Source organism: Thalassospira sp. (assembly GCF_040218635.1).
GTDB lineage: Bacteria > Pseudomonadota > Alphaproteobacteria > Rhodospirillales > Thalassospiraceae > Thalassospira.
In genome coordinates this window covers 804,788-824,531 of sequence record NZ_JAVJRB010000012.1, presented here as the reverse complement: position 1 = coordinate 824,531, position 19,744 = coordinate 804,788, and the positions used below count along the sequence as shown (strand labels likewise).

23 protein-coding genes are annotated in these 19,744 nt (G+C 51.4%); 21 read left to right on the top strand and 2 right to left on the bottom strand.

The annotated features are described in order from the left end of the window. Window positions 1–4 precede the first annotated feature (4 nt). The 9 genes from RIC05_RS17800 (at window position 5) to RIC05_RS17765 (ending at window position 8,456) form a co-directional block, all read left to right on the top strand. Complete coding sequence (locus RIC05_RS17800; RefSeq protein ID WP_350045921.1) at window positions 5–1,102, top strand: enoyl-CoA hydratase/isomerase family protein; 1,098 nt, start codon at window positions 5–7, stop codon at window positions 1,100–1,102. An 86-nt stretch (window positions 1,103–1,188) separates the two neighbouring features. Beyond that, window positions 1,189–2,079 carry a 3-hydroxyisobutyrate dehydrogenase gene (gene mmsB / locus RIC05_RS17795; RefSeq protein ID WP_350045920.1) on the top strand — a complete coding sequence of 297 codons (891 nt, stop codon included), beginning with the start codon at window positions 1,189–1,191 and terminating at the stop codon, window positions 2,077–2,079. Window positions 2,080–2,205: 126 nt separating this feature from the next. Next, the gene (locus RIC05_RS20720; RefSeq protein WP_430475442.1) at window positions 2,206–2,397 is read left to right on the top strand and encodes a DUF6898 family protein; all 192 of its coding nucleotides are present in this window, start codon (window positions 2,206–2,208) and stop codon (window positions 2,395–2,397) included. A gap of 353 nt (window positions 2,398–2,750) precedes the next feature. Then, the gene (locus RIC05_RS17790; RefSeq protein ID WP_350040634.1) at window positions 2,751–3,674 is read left to right on the top strand and encodes an ABC transporter permease subunit; all 924 of its coding nucleotides are present in this window, start codon (window positions 2,751–2,753) and stop codon (window positions 3,672–3,674) included. Then, the gene (gene livM / locus RIC05_RS17785; protein WP_350045919.1) at window positions 3,674–5,194 is read left to right on the top strand and encodes a high-affinity branched-chain amino acid ABC transporter permease LivM; all 1,521 of its coding nucleotides are present in this window, start codon (window positions 3,674–3,676) and stop codon (window positions 5,192–5,194) included. Before RIC05_RS17790 ends, livM begins: the two co-directional genes overlap by 1 nt. Further along, the gene (locus RIC05_RS17780; protein WP_350040632.1) at window positions 5,191–6,045 is read left to right on the top strand and encodes an ABC transporter ATP-binding protein; all 855 of its coding nucleotides are present in this window, start codon (window positions 5,191–5,193) and stop codon (window positions 6,043–6,045) included. The genes livM and RIC05_RS17780 overlap by 4 nt, the downstream gene beginning before the upstream one ends. A gap of 20 nt (window positions 6,046–6,065) precedes the next feature. Beyond that, a complete protein-coding gene (locus tag RIC05_RS17775) occupies window positions 6,066–6,776 on the top strand; it encodes an ABC transporter ATP-binding protein (protein ID WP_350040635.1) in 711 nt (236 codons plus the stop codon). Window positions 6,777–6,786: 10 nt separating this feature from the next. Then, entirely contained in the window at window positions 6,787–7,143 is a 357-nt protein-coding gene (locus tag RIC05_RS17770) for a DUF6867 family protein (protein ID WP_350040631.1), read from the top strand. A gap of 206 nt (window positions 7,144–7,349) precedes the next feature. Then, window positions 7,350–8,456, top strand: a complete 1,107-nt coding sequence (locus tag RIC05_RS17765) for a branched-chain amino acid ABC transporter substrate-binding protein (protein ID WP_350040630.1) — start codon at window positions 7,350–7,352, stop codon at window positions 8,454–8,456. Window positions 8,457–8,591: 135 nt separating this feature from the next. Here the strand turns inward: RIC05_RS17765 and RIC05_RS17760 are convergent, their stop codons facing one another. Beyond that, entirely contained in the window at window positions 8,592–9,011 is a 420-nt protein-coding gene (locus RIC05_RS17760; protein ID WP_350040629.1) for a Ros/MucR family transcriptional regulator, read from the bottom strand. A 463-nt stretch (window positions 9,012–9,474) separates the two neighbouring features. On the opposite strand from RIC05_RS17760, the gene rpiB reads away from it, so the two are divergent. From rpiB to thiL, 9 genes are all read left to right on the top strand, one after another. Then, window positions 9,475–9,909, top strand: coding sequence for a ribose 5-phosphate isomerase B (gene rpiB / locus RIC05_RS17755; RefSeq protein ID WP_350045918.1), 435 nt, complete (start codon window positions 9,475–9,477; stop codon window positions 9,907–9,909). A gap of 95 nt (window positions 9,910–10,004) precedes the next feature. Further along, entirely contained in the window at window positions 10,005–11,279 is a 1,275-nt protein-coding gene (glyA, locus tag RIC05_RS17750) for a serine hydroxymethyltransferase (protein WP_350040627.1), read from the top strand. A 23-nt stretch (window positions 11,280–11,302) separates the two neighbouring features. Then, complete coding sequence (gene nrdR / locus RIC05_RS17745) at window positions 11,303–11,776, top strand: transcriptional regulator NrdR (protein ID WP_350045917.1); 474 nt, start codon at window positions 11,303–11,305, stop codon at window positions 11,774–11,776. Then, complete coding sequence (gene ribD, locus RIC05_RS17740) at window positions 11,776–12,897, top strand: bifunctional diaminohydroxyphosphoribosylaminopyrimidine deaminase/5-amino-6-(5-phosphoribosylamino)uracil reductase RibD (protein ID WP_350045916.1); 1,122 nt, start codon at window positions 11,776–11,778, stop codon at window positions 12,895–12,897. The genes nrdR and ribD overlap by 1 nt, the downstream gene beginning before the upstream one ends. Window positions 12,898–12,901: 4 nt before the next feature. Next, the gene (locus RIC05_RS17735) at window positions 12,902–13,489 is read left to right on the top strand and encodes a riboflavin synthase (protein ID WP_350045915.1); all 588 of its coding nucleotides are present in this window, start codon (window positions 12,902–12,904) and stop codon (window positions 13,487–13,489) included. 6 nt (window positions 13,490–13,495) lie between these two features. Next, window positions 13,496–14,650: a 3,4-dihydroxy-2-butanone-4-phosphate synthase gene (gene ribB, locus RIC05_RS17730; protein WP_350045914.1), complete on the top strand. Its 1,155-nt coding sequence runs from the start codon at window positions 13,496–13,498 to the stop codon at window positions 14,648–14,650. A gap of 4 nt (window positions 14,651–14,654) precedes the next feature. Next, a complete protein-coding gene (gene ribH, locus RIC05_RS17725) occupies window positions 14,655–15,119 on the top strand; it encodes a 6,7-dimethyl-8-ribityllumazine synthase (protein WP_350045913.1) in 465 nt (154 codons plus the stop codon). After that, window positions 15,119–15,616 (top strand): transcription antitermination factor NusB, encoded by a 498-nt coding sequence (gene nusB, locus RIC05_RS17720; RefSeq protein WP_350040621.1) that lies wholly within the window; start codon window positions 15,119–15,121, stop codon window positions 15,614–15,616. Before ribH ends, nusB begins: the two co-directional genes overlap by 1 nt. Window position 15,617: 1 nt before the next feature. Next, a complete protein-coding gene (gene thiL / locus RIC05_RS17715) occupies window positions 15,618–16,592 on the top strand; it encodes a thiamine-phosphate kinase (protein WP_350045912.1) in 975 nt (324 codons plus the stop codon). A gap of 35 nt (window positions 16,593–16,627) precedes the next feature. Here thiL and RIC05_RS17710 read toward each other — a convergent pair whose 3' ends face one another. Beyond that, window positions 16,628–17,086 (bottom strand): outer membrane protein assembly factor BamE, encoded by a 459-nt coding sequence (locus RIC05_RS17710; protein WP_350045911.1) that lies wholly within the window; start codon window positions 17,084–17,086, stop codon window positions 16,628–16,630. A gap of 147 nt (window positions 17,087–17,233) precedes the next feature. Between RIC05_RS17710 and RIC05_RS17705 the strand changes: the two genes are divergently transcribed. The 3 genes from RIC05_RS17705 to plsX all read left to right on the top strand — a co-directional run bounded on the left by RIC05_RS17705 (window position 17,234) and on the right by plsX (window position 19,718). Continuing rightward, entirely contained in the window at window positions 17,234–17,794 is a 561-nt protein-coding gene (locus tag RIC05_RS17705) for a ubiquinol-cytochrome C chaperone family protein (RefSeq protein WP_350045910.1), read from the top strand. A 13-nt stretch (window positions 17,795–17,807) separates the two neighbouring features. Beyond that, complete coding sequence (locus RIC05_RS17700) at window positions 17,808–18,386, top strand: YceD family protein (RefSeq protein WP_350045909.1); 579 nt, start codon at window positions 17,808–17,810, stop codon at window positions 18,384–18,386. A 255-nt stretch (window positions 18,387–18,641) separates the two neighbouring features. Next, on the top strand, window positions 18,642–19,718 hold the full coding sequence (plsX, locus tag RIC05_RS17695; protein ID WP_350040616.1) for a phosphate acyltransferase PlsX: 1,077 nt from the start codon (window positions 18,642–18,644) through the stop codon (window positions 19,716–19,718). Window positions 19,719–19,744 lie beyond the last annotated feature (26 nt).

Below are 19,744 nucleotides of genomic sequence, written 5' to 3'. Positions count from 1 at the left end.
AGTTATGAGCAGCGATCAAACCAACGCAAGTGATGCCGGCAACGAAACACCCGTCTTGTTTTCTCAGCAAGGTGGTGTCGGGCGGATCGTTTTAAACCGGCCACGCGCCTTAAACGCACTTGATCTGGATATGGTCGATATGATGATGTTGCAGCTCACATCATGGGAAACCGATCCTTCGATCAAGATCGTCACCGTCGAAGGTGCCGGTGAAAAGGCATTTTGTGCGGGTGGGGATATCCGCGGGCTTTATGATGCGCGCAAGGTCGATGATGATGAGATGCTCGATGCGTTTTACCGGCGCGAGTATCACCTTAATCATTACATCGCCAAATATCCGAAACCCTATATCGCGTTGATGGACGGGATTACCATGGGCGGTGGTGTGGGTGTTTCAATCCATGGCCGGTTCAAGGTTGTGACCGAACGCACCGTGTTTGCCATGCCTGAAACCGGAATCGGGTTCTTTCCCGATGTCGGTGGCGGTTATTTCCTGCCACGCTGTCCCGGCAAAATCGGCATGTATCTTGGTTTGACCGGTGCGCGGATAAAGGCAGCAGATTGTCTTTATGCCGGGCTTGCGACCCATGGGGTCAAAAGCGATGATCTCGATGCTTTTAAAGCGGCCTTGGCCGATGCGTCTTTTGATCAGGATGCCGAAACGGTGGTTAAAGCCATCCTTGATCAGTATTCCACGGCGTTCGATGACGCGCCGCTTGCAACGATCCGTGATGAGATCGATCGCGCATTTGCGGGTGATAGTGTTGTCGCAATATTTGACGCACTTGAGCGCGAAGGTGATGACGGTTTTGGGTCGCAAACGCGCGATATTCTGATCGGCAAGTCGCCCAATGCCCTTTGTGTCAGTTTCGAACAAATCCGGCAGGGGCGTGAAATGTCTCTTGCCGATGTACTGAATATGGAATTCCGTCTGTCCCAGCGCATGGTGTGCAAGCCTGACCTATTTGAAGGTGTACGGGCTGTGATCATTGATAAGGACCACGCACCGAAATGGCAGCATGGCGATATCGGGCAGGTCGATCCGCGCGAAGTCGCCGAATATTTCGAATTGCTTCCGGCGGACAAAGAACTTGGTCTTTAGAATTCATCAGGCCAGAAACGGGCTGTAACGAATTAAAAATAAACAGAAATAGAAACCCTTAAGCGGGATATCAGAGGAGACTTCAAATGGCGAATATCGGTTTTATCGGTCTGGGCAATATGGGCGGGCCGATGGCGGCCAATATTGTGAAGGCCGGGCATGCGGTCAAGGTGTTTGACCTTTCGGCCGATGCTGTGGCAAAGGCGATGGAAGCCGGTGCAAGCAAAGCATCATCGGTTGCGGATGCAGCATCGAATGTTGAGTTCGTCGTAACGGTTCTTCCGGCCGGTAAGCATGTATTGTCTGTTTATGATGGGCCTGAGGGCATTATTGCCAATGCAAAACCGGGTACGGTTCTGATTGATAGCTCGACCATCGAGGTGGATGCGGCCCGCAAGGCAGCTGATTTGGCACGGGCCGCTGGCCTTGGTGCGGTGGATGCGCCGATTTCTGGTGGGACTGCGGGGGCAGCAGCAGGAACACTTACCTTTATGGTTGGTGGTTCAGAAGCCGATTTCGCCAGCGCAGAGCCGATCCTTGATGCGATGGGCAGCAATATTATTCATGCTGGTGATAGCGGTGCAGGGCAGGCGGCCAAGATCTGTAATAACATGGTGCTGGGTGTCAGCATGATTGCGGTCTCCGAGGCCTTTATGTTGGCCAAGCGTCTTGGTCTTGATGCGCAAAAGCTGTTTGAGATTTCATCCAAGGCGTCTGGGCAGTGCTGGTCTCTTACCAGTTATTGCCCGGTCCCCGGTCCCGTGCCAACATCGCCAGCCAACCGCGATTATCAGCCGGGATTTGCGGTGGATATGATGCTTAAGGATTTGAAATTGGCCCAGCAGGCATCGGCTGCATCCGGGGCGACAACCCCGATGGGGGCGTTGGCCGAAAGCCTTTATGCGCTGTATTCCAACAGTGGAAATGGCGGGATGGACTTCTCGGCAATCGTTAAAATGCTCGATGGTGAGAAGTAGATCATCTTGTCGATACAGTAATCAGACGGGTCCGGTTTGCCGGGCCCGTTTTCGTTAGGTATTGCGTTGTTTGAAAATGGGCGCAAAATAGGTGTGCTTTATTTTTCCAGGGAACATAGTGCAGCAATGGCTACGCGACATATCACACCAACCGAGATTTACTTTGAACTTCGTCAAGTTGGCACTTATCTAAGGTGCACGGCAATTGACGGTAAGACTGGTGTTGAAGTGACAGTGGCAGGACCGGTAAGCCGGAATCCGGAACAGCTAAAGCGGGTCGCTGCACAAAAACTTGAATACGTTCTGAATAAAGGATAATGTATACAATATAAAGAGCGGGTGACTTCATCGATCAGTGTTTTATTCCAATTTCAAAACATGATTTGGTGATTTTCACTAAAAATCTAAAGCCACTTGCAGCCTTTGAATACATGTGTCTAAGGTTTACGCTCTAATCGCGCTTTTGGAAGTAAGTACCACAAAGAGAATGGTCGATTCCGAAGGTTAACAACGGGTTTTACCCGATAACAAAAAGACGGAGGATTCGCGGGTTTGCAAGGGGGCAATTGGGGGGCTATGACTTACCCAATCAATACATATATATGTAGCTTGATGCCTTCTGCCGAGCTGGCGAAGACCTTGTTTGTCTGTGCCAAATCTAAGGTTGTGCAATGGATTGGGCTTATTTCCTACAACAATTGATCAATGGTCTGACGCTGGGAGCCATCTATGGTTTGATCGCCATCGGTTACACGATGGTGTATGGCATTATCGGCATGATCAACTTTGCGCATGGCGAGATTTATATGCTCGGTGCGTTCCATTCCCTGATCACCTTCCTGATCTGTCAGGCAGCCGGGATCAGCGGAATTCTTCCGCTTACACTTCTTTTAATGCTGTTCGTTTCAATGGTTCTGACCTCGATTTATGGTTGGGGCGTTGAACGGGTCGCTTACCGGCCACTGCGCGGATCATTCCGTTTGGCAGCGCTGATTTCTGCCATCGGCATGTCCATCTTCCTGCAGAACTTTGTGCAAATTTCGCAGGGTGCACGCGTGAAGCCGATGCAGCCGCTTGTTGAGGGCGGTATTACTCTTATGCAAGATGGGAATTTCGACGTACAGCTCAGCTATATGCAGATCGTGATTATCGTTCTGACGCTGGTGCTGATGGTTGTGTTCTCGCTTTTGATTGCCAAAACCTCGCTTGGTCGTGCGCAGCGCGCTTGTGAACAGGATCGGACAATGGCAGGCCTTCTGGGCGTCAATGTCGACCGCACAATTTCGACCACCTTTGTCATGGGCGCTGCCCTTGCATCGGTCGCAGGTATGATGGTCACACTGTATTATGGTGTGATTGACTTCTATATCGGCTTCCTTGCCGGTGTGAAGGCGTTCACCGCCGCCGTTCTTGGTGGTATCGGTTCGCTGCCAGGTGCGATGCTTGGTGGCTTGCTGATTGGTTTGATCGAAGCATTCTGGTCGGGCTATCTCACGATTGAATATAAGGATGTCGCCACTTTCGGCATTCTGGTTCTTGTGTTGATCTTCCGCCCATGGGGTCTGCTTGGTAAGCCGGAGGTCGAGAAAGTCTAATGGCATCAGCATTTGCTTCATCTCGTACCAACGGTTCGGAAGTTGTAAAAGAACTCGCGTTCTTTGCAGTTATCGCACTGATGATGTCGGTCATGATCCTGGGCGTTGAGACGGTTGACCGTCCGACTGGTCTGGAACTGGCTGTACGTTGGGATCTTGTTCTACTGGCAATCGGTTCTACGGTTGTTGGGCGTCTTGGTCTGATTTTCCGCCGCGAAAACATTTCCCGATTGGGGCAGGCTGCTCTGATCACATTGGCTGCTGTTTCGGTCTTTGAAATGTTCGTGCGTTTCCGTGACATGGATGACCGCTGGGCATCGCCAGTCTTTCTTGATATGGCGTTTTCAAGTGTCGTGAGCGTGATCGTCTCAATCGCGTTTCTGGCGATCATCTTTGCCGCAGCTTATTTCTCGATGAAAGACAGAACAGCCGTTGAAGTTGATGAAAGTGCCAAGCTTTCATCCAAGATTCAGCTGGTTTACCGTTCAAACACCAAGAAAATTGGTTTGATCGGGATCATCTTCTTCATCATCTTCCCGTTCATCTTTGGTGAAGACCGCTCTGCGATCGACCTTGCCACCCTTGTAATGATTTACATCATGCTGGGCTGGGGGCTTAACATCGTTGTCGGTCTGGCGGGTCTTCTTGATCTGGGCTATGTCGCGTTTTACGCAGTAGGGGCCTATTCCTATGCCCTGTTGTCGCAGAACTTTGATCTGAGCTTCTGGCTGTGCCTGCCGCTTGCCGGTATCTTTGCAGCCAGCTTTGGCATTATTCTCGGCTTCCCTGTTCTGCGATTGCGCGGCGATTATCTGGCCATTGTGACGTTGGGCTTTGGTGAGATCATCCGCGTTGTTTTGATCAACTGGTATGATTTGACCGGTGGTCCGGACGGTATTTCATCGATTGAACGTCCAAGCTTCTTTGGCATGGCTGACTTCTCGCGTCGCGTACCGGATGGCTCAATTGGTTTCAATGAGCTGTTTGGTATGGATTACTCATCCATGCACCGTTTGATCTTCCTGTATTATCTGATCCTTGTGCTGGCACTTGTGACCAACTTTGTCACCATGCGTCTGCGCAAACTTCCGATCGGTCGTGCATGGGAAGCGCTGCGTGAAGATGAAATCGCCTGCCGTTCGCTGGGGATCAACCCGACCAACACCAAGCTGTCTGCATTTGCAATCGGTGCAATGTTCGGTGGTTTTGCCGGTGCGTTCTTTGCCACCCGTCAGGGCTTTATCAGCCCGGAAAGTTTCACCTTCCTTGAATCAGCTGTGATTCTTGCGATTGTGGTTCTGGGCGGCATGGGAAGTCAGATCGGTGTGGTTTTGGCCGCAATCGTGATGATTGGTTTCCCGGAAATGTTCCGTGAACTTGCCGAATATCGCATGTTGATCTTTGGTGCAGGTATTGTTGCCATCATGCTATGGCGTCCGCGCGGTCTGCTGTCCTTCCGTGACCCGACCATTCTGCTCAATATGAGCCAGAAAGAAAAAGTTGCCGGAGAACTGAAATGACCGACAACAAACTGCTTGAAGTCGAACACCTGACCATGCGCTTTGGCGGTCTGGTTGCGATTGATGATTTGTCCTTCATGGCCAATAAACGTGAAATCACGGCAATCATCGGCCCGAACGGGGCAGGGAAAACCACTGTGTTTAACTGCCTGACCGGGTTTTATGTCCCAACCGAAGGGCGCTTGACCCTTCACGCCGATGACGGTCCGCGTCTGCTGGAACGAACCGAAGGGTTCCGCATTCCACGCAACAAGGGCGTTGCACGTACATTCCAGAACATTCGCCTGTTCACCGGGATGACTGTTCTGGAAAACCTGATCGTTGCCCAGCATAACCGCCTGATGGAAGCATCTGCCTTCTCTTTGGCGGGGCTGTTTAACCTTGGCCGTTATGCCAAGGCGGAAAAGGAAGCGATCGAAACGGCGAAATTCTGGCTGAACAAGGTTGGTCTGTACGATCAGGCTGACTGGAATGCCGGAAACCTGCCATATGGTTCCCAGCGTCGTCTGGAAATCGCGCGTGCAATGTGTACTGATCCGTCACTTCTGTGTCTGGATGAACCGGCAGCGGGCCTTAACCCGCGTGAGTCGGCGGAACTGAACATCCTGTTGCAGAGCATCCGTGATGATCAGGGCGTTGGCTGCCTTCTGATCGAACATGACATGAGTGTTGTCATGCAGATTTCCGACCATGTGATCGTGCTTGATTACGGTAAAAAGATTGCCGATGGCAATCCCGACGCCGTCAAGAATGATCCGGCCGTTATCCGCGCCTATCTTGGCGAAGAAGAGGATGACGAGCTTCCGCCGGAAGTTGCTGCCGACCTTCATCTTGATCCGAATGCGCACTGAGGGAGTTCGTCGATATGTCCATGCTTAAGATCGAAGGTGTACATACCTTCTATGGCAATATCGAGGCCCTCAAGGGCATTGATATGGAAGTCAATGAAGGTGAAATTGTAACGCTGATCGGCGCCAATGGTGCCGGGAAGACCACGCTGCTGATGACCTGTTGCGGATCGCCGCAGGCCAGCAAAGGGCGTATTTTGTTTGAAGGTCAGGATATCAGTCGCATGCCGATGCATGAGATCTGTCAGCTTGGCATTCAGCAATCGCCTGAAGGCCGCCGCATTTTCCCGCGCATGTCGGTTTTTGAGAACCTTCAGATGGGGGCAATCACCCAGGACCCGAAACATTTTAGTTCGGATCTTGAAATGGTGTTTGAATTGTTCCCGCGCTTGAAGGAACGCATCAACCAGCGTGCCGGTACAATGTCGGGCGGTGAACAGCAGATGTTGGCAATTGGCCGTTCCCTGATGGGGCGTCCACGTCTTCTTCTGCTTGATGAGCCGTCACTTGGCCTGGCACCGCTTGTGGTGAAGCAGATTTTCGAGACCGTCAAAAAAATCAACCATGAAAACAAGGTAACTGTGTTCCTTGTCGAGCAGAATGCATTCCATGCACTCAAGCTTGCTCATCGTGGTTATGTGATGGTCAATGGCAACATTACGCTCTCGGGTACGGGTGCGGAACTTCTGGCAAATCCGGAAGTGCGCGCAGCTTACCTCGAAGGCGGCCACTAGGAGACCCGACATGGAAGCGATTACTGGTACCAGCGTTGGTGTCACGATCGGAATGACCGTCATTTTGATGGGTTTCTGTGGTTTTATGACCGGGCAGGCCATCGCCAATACATGGCGGCCGACCTATCAAATTGTGCCTTATGCATTGCTGTTGGGCTGCGTTGACCGCTTCATGGTCTATGCCCTGTTTGAAGGTGAGCTTCTTTCGCTTTCTGGCTATGTCTTTGACACGGTTGTTTTGTTTGCCATCACTTTTGCGGCGTTTCGTCTGACGCAGGTCAATAAGATGCTGTCGCAATATCCGTGGCTGTATGAACGTGTCGGACCGTTCGGGTATCGCGCACGTGAAGGTGCAGACACACGTTGATTTATGTGGTGACGTTCTGCGTCACCACATCGTTGCTAAATACATGGCAACATACTGGTTTGTACTATTGCACACTAATTCTGGGGTGTTAAAGTACGTGGGATCTAACATCGGTAATCGGCGAATAACACGAGCCGGTTTTAGGTCCGAAAAGATGGATTTGTCATGGTGATGGATCCAACCTTTGGAACAGGGAGACTTCTCTAATGTCGAAAACCAAGCTCGGCCTTCTTGCCACTGCTTCCGCGCTTGTTCTTTCAATGGGTGTAGCCAAAGCTGACATCGTTATCGCGACCGTTGGTCCGATGACTGGTCCGTATGCTGCGTTCGGTGAACAGATGACCAAGGGTGCAGAGAAAGCGGTTGCTGACCTCAATGCAGCTGGCGGCGTGAATGGCGAAAAAGTTGTTCTCGAGATCGGTGATGACGCTTGCGATCCGAAACAGGCTGTTGCAGTTGCCAACCAGCTGGTTAGCAAAAATGTTGCTCTCGTAGCTGGTCACTTCTGCTCGGGTTCTTCGATCCCGGCTTCTGAAGTTTACTTCGAAGAAGGCATCGTTCAGATCTCCCCAGCTTCAACCAACCCGCAATTGACCGAACGTGACATGGACAATGTGTTCCGTGTTTGCGGTCGTGATGATCAGCAGGGTGAAGTTGCTGGTAAATACCTGGCAGAAAACTACGGCAGCAAGAAAATTGCTATCGTTCATGACAAACAGGCATATTCCAAAGGTCTTGCTGACGAGACCAAGAAAAACCTGAATGCTGCTGGCGTTACCGAAGCACTTTACGAAGCAATCACCCCGGCTGAGAAAGATTACTCGGCACTGGTGACCAAGCTGAAATCTGAAGGCATCGAAGTTCTGTATTATGGTGGTTACCATACCGAACTTGGTCTGATTGTTCGTCAGATGCGTGCTCAGGGCATGGACACCCTTGCGATTTCGGGTGATGCGCTGAACTCCCTCGAATATTGGTCGATCACTGGCGATGCAGGTAAGGGTACGCTCTTTACTGCTGGTCCGGCTCTTGAAAAAGATCCGCGCAACGCTGAACTCGTCAAGTATTTCGAAGCTCAGAACTACAAGCCAGAAGGTTACACCCTGTACACCTACGGTGCGATCCAGGCTTGGGCGCAGGCTGCGGCCAAAGCTGGCACCACCGATTCAGAAGCGGTTATCGAAGCACTGCACAGCGGTGATTCATTCGATACCGTTCTTGGCTCAATCGCGTTTGATGCCAAAGGTGACGTTGCTGCACCGGGTTATGTATTCTATGAGTGGGACAACGGTTCCTACGATTACGCAAACTAATCAAATCATCTGATTTGGAGAAAGCCCGGCCATGTGCCGGGCTTTTTTTATGCGACCCCGACAAAAAAGCGTCGTTCTGATCTACAGAACGACGCTTTAATTTCGAACCTGGCATAATGACGGCGGGTAGGGTGGTTACTTTGCCTTGCGGCCAAGACCAATTTTTTTGGCGAACTGTGAACGTTGTTTCGCATAGTTCGGTGCAACCATCGGATAATCGGACGGCAGGCCCCATTTTGCACGGTATTCTTCAGGTGTAAGATTGTAGGTCGTGCGCAGGTGACGTTTAAGCATTTTAAGCTTTTTGCCGTCTTCAAGGCAGATGATGTAATCATCGCCAACAGATTTGCGGATGGGCACGGCCGGTTTCAGCGGTTCCTGTTCCGGTTCTTTGTCGTCTTCGCGAATTTCATCAAGCGAAGAGAAAACAGTAGAAATCAGTTCAGGAATCTGCGCAGCAGCAAGAGCATTATTGCTGACATAGGCAGAGACAATATCGACGGTCATTTGCAAGAGTTCGTCGCGGTCAAGAACGCTGTTATCGGTTTCGGCCATGATTGAAGTAACCCTTTATGTGAAAATTTACATTAAACTTAATGCACTACTCTTGCGAGATAGTCAAACAACAGAAAAGAACAAGGGCAAATGATCAAAAATAATAACAATACAAGTGTATAATTTGTCGTTTTGATCGACCAAAATAATAATTTGCGCATATTCCACAGCGTAACAATCGAATTCACTAAATGCTGTGGTTAGTATTTCCTTGCTGATTAAATCGTTGATTGTGTGATATTTCGCTTTTATCACTACTTTGTGTTGGTAGGGTTTTTGCGTTGAAACCAGTGCGTGTTTCGTAAAAGGTCCGTCATTTTGGAATCTTTCCCTAATACAACAATCGGCATATCTGGCTTTCGTAAAACTTGGCAATTTGGTCGCGCTAGCGCGTTGGCAGGGGCGCTCCTATATGCTACAAAGCGCTCAATTTTCTGATCAGATTTTGAATGAAGGCGCGCACATGACCGTCAAGACCCTTGCCATTGCTGCCGACCATGGCGGCGTGGAACTGAAATCCGCCATTATCACCGCACTGGAAAAACGTGGTATTGAGGTCTTTGATCTTGGCACCAACGGGCCTGCATCAGTTGATTATCCGGACTATGCCCAAGCTGTTGCCAAAACGATTGTCGAAGGCAAAGCAGAAGCCGGCATTCTGGTGTGCGGTTCAGGTATTGGTATGAGCATTGCGGCAAACCGTTTTCCGGAAGTCCGCGCAGCATTGGTTCATGACCGTCTTTCTGCAGAGCTTTGCCGTATGCATAATAATGCAAATGTTCTGTGCCTTGGCGCACGCCTTCTTGGCGATGCGACGGCACTTGATTGCGTTGACGCATTCATTTCGACCGAGTTCGAAGGCGGTCGTCATGAAGGTCGTGTTGCGAAAATGTCCTAAAGTTTACTGAATTCATCGCCATCTGGCATTAACCAGTACGGGTTTGTCTTCCTCGTTATATCCGACCCGTCACATTGCATCAAAAGAGGCCCCGCATGTCGTTCAAAGGCTTTTTCACCACCAGCTTGTCCGACGCCGATCCGGTACTGTTCAAATCTGTCACCGATGAACTGGACCGTCAGCAAAATCAGATCGAAATGATTGCATCGGAAAACATTGTTTCCAAAGCAGTTATTGAAGCACAGGGCACTGTTCTGACCAACAAATATGCCGAAGGCTATCCTTCGCGTCGTTATTATGGTGGTTGCGAGTTTGTTGACGTTGCGGAAGCCTTGGCGATCGAACGCGCCAAGGAGCTCTTTGGATGTGAGTTTGTTAACGTTCAGCCGCATTCCGGTGCACAGGCAAATGGCGCGGTTATGCTTGCTCTTTGCAAGCCGGGCGATACCATTTTGGGCATGTCGCTTGATGCTGGTGGTCACCTTACCCATGGTGCACGTCCGGCACTGTCAGGCAAATGGTTCAACGCCATTCAGTACGGTGTTCGCGAAGACGATCTGACCCTTGATTATGATCAGGTTGAAGCGCTTGCCGTTGAACATAAACCGGCCCTTATCATTGCAGGTGGTTCTGCCATCCCGCGTCAGATCGATTTCAAGCGTTTCCGTGAAATTGCAGATAAAGTCGGCGCACTTTTGATGGTTGATATGGCGCACTTTGCCGGTCTGGTTGCCGGTGGCGTTCATCCGAGCCCGCTTCCTTATGCAGACGTTGTCACCACCACCACGCACAAGACCCTTCGTGGTCCACGTGGCGGTATGATCCTGTCGAACAATCTTGATATCGGCAAAAAGATCAACTCCGCAGTATTCCCTGGCCTCCAGGGCGGCCCGTTGATGCATGTGATCGCTGCCAAGGCTGTTGCCTTTGGCGAAGCACTCCGCCCGGAATTCAAAGGGTATGCGCAGCAGGTTGTTGATAATGCCAAGGCGCTGGCCGAAGTTCTGGTTAAACGCGGCTTTGATATTGTTACGGGTGGTACCGATACGCACTTGATGCTGGTTGATCTGCGTCCGAAGGGACTTAAAGGCAACACCGCAGAAGTGGCTCTTGAGCGTGCAGGTATCACCTGCAACAAGAACGGCATCCCGTTTGATACTGAAAAGCCGACCGTTACCTCGGGCGTTCGTTTGGGCACACCAGCTGGCACGACCCGCGGCTTTGGCGTTGAAGAATTCAAACAGATCGGCGAGCTGATCAGTGATGTTCTTGATGCGATGGTCGACAGCCCGGAAGGCAATGCCGAGGTTGAGGCTGCCGTTCGCGCCAAGGTCGAAGATCTGTGCAAACGCTTCCCGATCTATTCCTGATCGCCAAGAGCTGAGTAAACATAATGCGTTGCCCGTTTTGCGGACATACTGACACTCAGGTAAAGGATTCCCGTCCGACCGAAGAGCATCATGCTATTCGTCGGCGTCGGTTCTGTCCTGCCTGCGGATCACGTTTCACGACGTTTGAACGTGTCCAGCTTCGTGAGTTGATGGTTGTCAAAACAGACGGGCAACGCGAATTGTTCGACCGTGACAAGTTGGCGCGGTCGATCTTTCTTGCCTGCCGTAAGCGCCCGATTGAAGATGAGCGGGTTGAAAAGGCCTTGAACGGCATTCAGCGCCGTCTCGAAAGCAGCGGTGAAAGCGACATCACAACCGATACCATTGGTGAAATGGTGATGGAGGCGCTTAACGCCCTCGATCAGGTTGCCTATGTGCGTTACGCTTCGGTGTACAAGAATTTCCGCGAAGCCCGCGATTTTGAACAATTCGTCGAAAAAATGAATGATGGGGAAGAAGAGGCGGACGCAGAGTAATGACAGCCCCCGCGTTTACAGAAGACGACCGGCATTTCATGCGGGTCGCATTGAGCCTGTCAAAACGCGGTTTGGGAAATGTTTGGCCGAACCCGTCGGTTGGCTGCGTCCTTGTATCTTCTGATGGTTCCATTGTCGGGCGGGGCCATACCCAACCCGGTGGTCGCCCGCATGCCGAACGTGTTGCCCTTGATATGGCCGGTGATCTGGCCCGTGGTGCAACCGCCTATGTTACGCTTGAACCTTGTAGTCATTTTGGCAAATCGCCTCCTTGCGCATCTGGCTTGATTGAGGCCGGTGTAAAACGCGTTGTCAGTGCGCTGACCGATCCGGACCCACGTGTGTCTGGTCGCGGTCATACGATGCTTATGGACGCTGGTATTCAGGTGGATGTTGGCTTGTTCGCTGATATAGCCCGCAAGGTGAATGAAGGGTTCCTGTCAAAGGTCGAACAGGGCCGTCCGTTTGTAACGCTGAAACTGGCATCAACCCTTGACGCGCGCTCGGCAACGGCATCTGGCGAAAGCCAATGGATCACCGGGGAAGCTGCACGGCAAGAGGGCCATCGTTTACGTGCCATCCATGATGCAATTCTTGTTGGGGCCAAGACAGTTCTTGCGGATGATCCGACGCTTACATGCCGGTTGGCGGGACGGGGGCATCAGTCACCCGTGCGCGTGATACTTGATCGAGCAGGGGATGTACCACTGTCGGCTCAGTTAGTTCAAACATCCGATACTGTTCCGACCTGGCTTGTGACGTCTGAGCAAAATTTCTCCGAACTATCGGAAAAATTTGAAAAAACTTCGATAAAAGTGATCTCTGCTGGATGCGCGAACGGCCATTTAGACCTACATGACGTCATGCGAAAGCTAAGCGATGCGGGATTGACCCGGGTTCTGGTCGAAAGTGGTGGCAGGTTGGCCGCTGCATTGGTTTCGGCAGGGCTGGTGGGGCGGATTGTTCATTTTGTTGCTCCGTTAATGATTGGCGGCGACGGACAGGCAATGATCGCGTCGCTGGGCCTTGGACGACTTTCAGATATGCCGCGCTTTGACCGTGTCTCGGTTCGTGAGATGGACGAAGATATCGCGGTAACATACGATAATAAAACGGATTAAGTGCATGTTTACTGGCATCATCACCGACATTGCAACGGTACGCAGCGTCAAGAAAACCGGCGATACCCGGTTTGAATTCACAACATCCTTTGACACATCCAAAATCGTTTTGGGCGCGTCAATTGCGTGTAACGGTGCGTGTATGACCGTAATTGAAACCGGTGATGACTGGTTTGCGATTGAAGCATCTGCCGAAAGCCTTGATCGAACCACACTTGGTGATCTTGCCGCCGGTTCCAAAGTCAATCTTGAACAGGCAACCCGTGTCGGGGATGAGCTTGGCGGACATATTGTTTCCGGCCATGTTGACGGGGTTGCTACCCTGACCAAACGTGTGCCCGAAGGCGATTCATTGCGCCTGAGCTTTGAGGTGCCCCACGATTTTGCAAAATATATCGCCTCAAAAGGCTCGGTCACCCTTGAAGGGGTATCTTTGACGGTCAATGAGGTTGACGAAAACACTTTCGGTATCAATCTGATACCACATACACAGACACACACCACGTTGGGTTCGAAACAGCCGGGAGACCGGATTAACTTCGAAATCGACATGCTTGCACGCTATGTCGCGCGTATGCTGGGTAAGGATTGATCAACGATGCCGCACCGCTATCTTTCACCGATTGAAGAAGTCATTGAAGAAGCCCGCAACGGCCGGATGTTTATTCTGGTCGATGACGAGGATCGTGAAAATGAAGGCGATCTGGTGATCCCTGCACAAATGGCGACACCCGATGCAATCAATTTCATGGCAACCCATGGCCGAGGCCTGATCTGCCTGACCCTTGAATCAGAACGGTGTGATGAGCTTGGCCTGACCATGATGAGTGCCCATAACGGCACACGCCATGAAACGGCCTTCACCGTATCGATTGAAGCCAAAACCGGCGTGACGACGGGGATTTCTGCACCGGACCGTGCACGAACGGTTGCGGTTGCAATTGATCCCAATGCCGGACGCCATGACATCGTGACGCCGGGGCATGTATTCCCGTTGCGTGCCCGTCCGGGCGGGGTTCTTGTCCGTGCCGGCCATACCGAAGCATCGGTTGATATTGCCCGTCTTGCCGGATTGAATGCATCTGGTGTGATTTGCGAAATCATGAGTGAGTCGGGTGAAATGGCCCGATTGCCGGAACTTGTCGAGTTCGCCCAAAAGCATAATCTGAAAATCGCCCAGATTGCTGACTTGATCCGCTATCGTCGCAAACACGAAAAAGTCGTGCAGCGGAAGGCAACCACCAAGATCAAAAGCATCAATGGTGGCGAGTTTGACATGCATCTTTATGTCAACAACATCACCTATGCGGAACATATCGCATTGGTCAAAGGTGACATCAGCGATAATGCGCCGGTGCTTACACGCGTTCACGCGCTTAATGTGCTCGAAGATGTTCTTGGCGATACCCAGACCGGTCATCATGGTCAATTGGCCGCAGCAATGCGCCAGATCGGTGAAGAGGGACGTGGTGTTGTGGTTTTGATCCGCGAACCACGCCCCAATACTCTTTCATCATCAATCGCCAAACTGATTGAATTGAATGGTGGCGATGGCGAATCCCTGCGTCAGGAAATTGCCAAAGCAACCGACGATGCTGATTTGCGTGATTATGGTGTTGGTGCACAAATCTTGCATGATCTTGGCATTCGCGACATGATTCTGCTTTCAAATACCAAACGCCACATTGTAGGACTTGACGGCTTCGGCCTAAATCTGGTTGATCAGCGTCCGCTTGTCGTCTCGGAGGAATAAAACCATGAGTAACGCCCCCCACATTTTGATTGTGGATGCGCCATATTACACGCATATCGTCGAAGACCTTGTCAAAGGAGCTGCTTCGACTCTAGAAGCCGGTGGCGCAACGTGGGATCGTATTTCGGTGTCTGGTGCTTTTGAAGTGCCGATTGCCATTCGTTATGCGGTACAGTCCATGGAAGAATTGGCGACCGGGCCGCGCTATGATGGATATCTTGCGCTTGGTTGCGTTATCCGCGGCGAGACGACACACTATGATCACATCTGCGAAGAAGCCAACCGTGCGCTGATGCAGCTTTGCCTTGATTACAATCTTGCGATTGGCAACGGCATTTTGACTGTCGAGAACGAGGCACAGGCACTGGCACGGGCCAAGGCGGATGAAAAGAACAAAGGTGGCGAAGCTGCCAACGCTGTTCTGCGTCAGATAGAAGTTCAAAACCATTTTGGAATACATCACAAGTAATGACCGATAAACCAAAGGCATCAGCCGCACAGCAGCGTAGCGCAGCGCGTTTTGCCGCTATTCAGGCACTTTATCAGGCTGAGCTGTCCCAGCTTTCAGCAAGTGACATCGTGCGCGAATATTCAGACTTCCGCCTTGATGGCGAGGGTGGTCGTGATCTTGACCTGACGAATGAAGACCTGATTGATCCGGATCGTGGTTTCTTTGCCGATCTTGTTCAGGGTGTCACCGCACGGATGGTTGATATTGACGCCTTGATTAATGGTGCCCTTGAAAAAGGTTGGACCACCAAGCGTCTTGAAACCGTTCTGCGCAGCATCCTGCGTGCGGGTACTTACGAGCTTATGGCACGTGAAGATGTCCCGATGCGCGTTGTTATCACCGAATATGTTGACGCCGCGCATTCGTTCTTTGATGAAAAAGAACCAAAACTGGTGAATGCGGTTCTTGATCGCATTGGTAAAAACCTGCGTGCAGGTGAAGCCGGACAAAACTGATATGGCAGCGCGATTAGGAGAATTCGATCTGATCGCGCGCCATTTTGCGCCCATCGCACGGCGAGACCCGGCCGCATTGTCGCTTAAGGATGATGCGGCGGTGTTTTCTCCGCCACCTGGATGTGAAGTCGTTGTAACGACAGACGCATTGGTGGCCGACGTCCATTTTCGCAGCATTGATGGTCCGGGCCTGATCGCGCAAAAAGTCCTGCGCGTGAATATGTCTGATCTTGCAGCCATGGGGGCGATCCCGGGCGGCGTGGTTTTGACGGTGGGTTTTAACCGGGATCTTACCGAAGACTGGATCGCCGGTTTCGCCAAAAGTTTTGGTGATGATTGCGCTGCATTCTCGGTTTCATTGTTGGGGGGCGATACGGTTGGTACGCCAGGCCCGACATTCTTTAGTCTGACGGCGTTTGGCTATGTTCCGGCGGGAAGGGCGCTTCGCCGTGATCAGGCGCGCCCTGGGGACCTTTTGGCCGTCACCGGTACGCTGGGCGATTCGGCGCTGGGTTTGTCCGTGCTGATGGGTGAACTGCCCGACATCGATGATGCCTCGCAGGCGTTTTTGAAGGATCGCTATTGGGTGCCACAGCCGCGCATGGCAATCAGTCAGGCATGTATGGACCTCGAATGCAGGTTCGCTGTCATGGACCTGTCGGATGGCTTGGCCGGGGATTGTCGAAAAATCTGCGATGCGTCAAATGTCGGCATGACAATCCACCAGGACGCAATTGCCTTGTCCCCCGCAGCAAAAGCCGTTCTAGAAAACGATCAAAGCCGATGGGGCCAAATTCTTGGCGGCGGGGATGATTATGAATTGCTGATTGCCGGTGCGCCTGATGACATCAAGGCACTGGGTGATCAGGTTACGGTCATTGGTTCGGTAACAGATCGGGCAGGGCAGGTTGAACTGATTAGCGCGGATGGAAAAAAGGCCGAACTCGCACCGGGCGGGTTCGACCATTTTCGATAAAATTCTGATCTGGCGATCAGCGATTGTTGGCAGGATTATTTGCCTTCGCTAAATCGTCCAAGGTTGCCAAACAACTGTTGTAAAATAGTCATTTCGCGGCCCGCAGTCGGTGTCACGCGATCAGTTGGAATAACCGGCTTACCATCTTCAAGGTCATATTCGCTCAGGATTTCGACCCGGTTTGCCGCATCAAAACTGATGAGAACAACTTTCTGTTCGACGGTTTCCGGTTCGAAGAATGCGACTGTTTCGGTTGTCTTGGAAATATAAAGCCAGACATTCTCATCAAAGGCCGCAACCGTTGAAGGCGATCCAAGAATGTCGGTGACATCGCCCTTGGTCGATTCTCCGATTGTGATCTGTTCGAGCATTTCTGGTTCCGGCGCGTTGCCGCGTGAGGCGATCCGGGGACTGCATGCCGAGACGTAAGCAACAGCCAATCCTGCGAGCAGGATCAGGGGAATGCGGGTAATTTTATTGTGTATGAAGCTCACCAGAGCGACCCTCTTGTTGAAACCAAACCGGAATTGCCTTGAGTTTCTGCGCTAGGCGCATGATATTGCCGGGCAATGTCTGGGGCAGAGCCGCCCCGAGAAGATTTACGGCATTCTGCTTGCCATGGCGGGAATGTCAACGAAGGAGTGTTACTGTTGTTTGGATGGCTTAAGAAAAAAGACCGCAAGCAAACCGCTGCGTTCGAGCTTTACACTGCAATGGTAACGCAGGCACGCCAACCTGACTTTTATGCAAAGCTTGGTGTTCCTGATACAATAGAAGGGCGTTTTGACCTTATTCTGGTCCATGCGTTCGTCTTGTTCCGTCGACTTAAAACCGACGATGGGGACCGTGATCTGGCGCAACATATCTTTGATGTGATGTTTGCCGATCTTGACCAGAATATGCGTGAAATGGGCATTGGCGATGTCGGAATCCTTAAGCGGATCCGCAAAATGTCAGAATCCTATCACGGACGTATCGTTGCATATGAAGAGGGCGTTCAATCTGGCGCATTAGAACTTGCCGCCGCATTGGACCGGAACCTTTTTGCAGATACCGACGTTACGGATGAACAATTGATGGCGATGGTCGGGTATGTGAATGACGCACTGGCATCCCTTGATAAACAAGCTATTTTAGAATTGCAGAACGGCGCGGTGCATTTTCCCGATGTTCCCGCAGTTGCCGTTACAGCCCCGCAGTAGAAAGAACGACCTGATGTCTAAAAAATTTACCCCCGAATTTTCCCGTATTGTCAAAACCGACGAACAGGTAAGTCGGAAAGAAAGGCTCACGATTGAAGCCAGTGAAAAGGAACGTGCGGCACTGGCCAAACGTTTTGAACTGGTATCCATCGACAGTCTTAAAGCAGAACTGACCATCAAGATCTCATCGAATGGCGAAGTCACCGTTCATGGCCCAATGAGTGCGCAGATCACGCAAAACTGCGTAACGACACTTGCGCCGGTTCCGGAAGCCGTCGAAGACACGGTCGATGTTCTGTTTTCCCCGCATGTGTCAGAAGATGATCTTCCGTCCAATCCGGATGATCTTGAAAACCTGTCGGAAGAAGAACTGATGGCGTTGCTGAATCAGCCAGAACCGCTGGTCGATAACAAGATTGATGTCGGCGAAGTCGTCGCGCAGTTTCTGGCCGTTGCGATGGACCCGTATCCGCGCCAAGAAGGTGCAGAATTGCCGAAATTGGTTATGGCCGAAGAGGAAGCTGAGGAAGAACGTCCTAATCCCTTCGCGCAGCTTGCCGGTTTGAAAGAGCAACTTGAAAAGAAAAAATAATCGCCAAAAGCTTCTTGGGTTTGACGATTAGGATCTTTGGATATGCCGGTTTTTACCGGCATTTCACTTTTCCAACGTAAGATGACAGTGTATTCCCGATGGGCGGTAAGATTACCGACCTCGGCTTTACCTTGTAACTGAGCGAGATTTCCGGTAATTACGGGCGTTCCGGCGAATAGATGACAGTCATCAGCCCAATGGCTGACCTGCCGGATATCCGGTTCAGAAATTTTAGAACAACCATAAGAGAATACGTTGCCTGAACAGGTTTGCATATCACTTGACGCGATGGGAGGAGACCACGCGCCAGAGATGGTCGTAGCGGGTGCTGAAATCGCGCTCAAAAGGCTCCCCCATCTCAAGTTTCTGATGTTTGGTGATGAAGCACGGCTTAAGCCGTTGCTGGCTAAATATCCCGCATTGGAAACAGTTAGCGAGGTTCGCCACGCGACGCAGGAAGTCTCGATGGAAGACAAACCTTCCGTTGCTTTGCGTCAGCGTCGTGATTCCAGCATGCGTCTTGCCATCAACGCCGTTAAGGAAGGTGATGCGCAAGGTGTCGTGTCAGCGGGTAATACCGGTGCATTGATGGCGATGGCCAAGTTCGTGCTGAAAACCGTGCGCGGTATCGACCGTCCGGCAATCGCGACCTATATGCCGACTCAGCGCGGCGAGACCGTAATGCTCGATCTTGGTGCGAATATCGAGTGCGATGAAAACAATCTGGTTCAGTTTGCGCTGATGGGTGAAGTTTTCAGCCGTATTTTGTTCGGCCTTGAAAAACCGTCTGTTGGTTTGCTCAATGTCGGCATCGAAGAGCTTAAAGGTAACGAGTCTGTCAAGAAGGCTGGCGCGATCCTGCGCGACATTGATCTTCCGATCCGCTTTGCGGGCTTTGTCGAAGGTGATGATCTTGCCAAGGGTACGGTTGATGTCATCGTTACCGATGGTTTCACAGGCAACGTTGCGCTTAAGACCGCAGAGGGCACAGCACGTCTTCTGGTGCATTTCCTGCGCGAAACTTTCAAAAGTTCGTTCTTTGCCAAGGTTGGCTATCTTCTTGCCCGTCGTTCGCTGCAGCGTTTCCGTGATCGCATGGATCCGCGCCGCTATAACGGTGCGATGCTGCTGGGCCTTAACGGTATCGCGGTGAAAAGCCACGGCGGTACCGATGCGCTTGGTTTTTCTAATGCCATCGGGGTTTGCCACGATTTGATCGTGAATAACCTGAATGACAGCATCAAAAACGAACTTGCAGCTTTTGAACAGGCGATAACCAACAAGGTTGCCGCCATACAGGAAGATGCGGTTCCGGTTGGTCAAACCAACTGATAAACTCACCAAAACATTAGAAAGCT

Coding starts and splice junctions, on each gene's coding strand:
- RIC05_RS17700 (WP_350045909.1), top strand. CDS start 17,808: ATGTCTAAAAAATTTACCCCCGAATTTTCCCGTATTGTCAAAACCGAC.
- RIC05_RS17735 (WP_350045915.1), top strand. CDS start 12,902: ATGTTTACTGGCATCATCACCGACATTGCAACGGTACGCAGCGTCAAG.
- RIC05_RS17770 (WP_350040631.1), top strand. CDS start 6,787: ATGGAAGCGATTACTGGTACCAGCGTTGGTGTCACGATCGGAATGACC.
- RIC05_RS17790 (WP_350040634.1), top strand. CDS start 2,751: ATGGATTGGGCTTATTTCCTACAACAATTGATCAATGGTCTGACGCTG.
- RIC05_RS17775 (WP_350040635.1), top strand. CDS start 6,066: ATGCTTAAGATCGAAGGTGTACATACCTTCTATGGCAATATCGAGGCC.
- nusB (WP_350040621.1), top strand. CDS start 15,119: ATGACCGATAAACCAAAGGCATCAGCCGCACAGCAGCGTAGCGCAGCG.
- glyA (WP_350040627.1), top strand. CDS start 10,005: ATGTCGTTCAAAGGCTTTTTCACCACCAGCTTGTCCGACGCCGATCCG.
- livM (WP_350045919.1), top strand. CDS start 3,674: ATGGCATCAGCATTTGCTTCATCTCGTACCAACGGTTCGGAAGTTGTA.
- rpiB (WP_350045918.1), top strand. CDS start 9,475: ATGACCGTCAAGACCCTTGCCATTGCTGCCGACCATGGCGGCGTGGAA.
- ribH (WP_350045913.1), top strand. CDS start 14,655: ATGAGTAACGCCCCCCACATTTTGATTGTGGATGCGCCATATTACACG.
- RIC05_RS20720 (WP_430475442.1), top strand. CDS start 2,206: ATGGCTACGCGACATATCACACCAACCGAGATTTACTTTGAACTTCGT.
- mmsB (WP_350045920.1), top strand. CDS start 1,189: ATGGCGAATATCGGTTTTATCGGTCTGGGCAATATGGGCGGGCCGATG.
- RIC05_RS17800 (WP_350045921.1), top strand. CDS start 5: ATGAGCAGCGATCAAACCAACGCAAGTGATGCCGGCAACGAAACACCC.
- ribB (WP_350045914.1), top strand. CDS start 13,496: ATGCCGCACCGCTATCTTTCACCGATTGAAGAAGTCATTGAAGAAGCC.
- RIC05_RS17765 (WP_350040630.1), top strand. CDS start 7,350: ATGTCGAAAACCAAGCTCGGCCTTCTTGCCACTGCTTCCGCGCTTGTT.
- ribD (WP_350045916.1), top strand. CDS start 11,776: ATGACAGCCCCCGCGTTTACAGAAGACGACCGGCATTTCATGCGGGTC.
- nrdR (WP_350045917.1), top strand. CDS start 11,303: ATGCGTTGCCCGTTTTGCGGACATACTGACACTCAGGTAAAGGATTCC.
- RIC05_RS17760 (WP_350040629.1), bottom strand. CDS start 9,011: ATGGCCGAAACCGATAACAGCGTTCTTGACCGCGACGAACTCTTGCAA.
- thiL (WP_350045912.1), top strand. CDS start 15,618: ATGGCAGCGCGATTAGGAGAATTCGATCTGATCGCGCGCCATTTTGCG.
- RIC05_RS17780 (WP_350040632.1), top strand. CDS start 5,191: ATGACCGACAACAAACTGCTTGAAGTCGAACACCTGACCATGCGCTTT.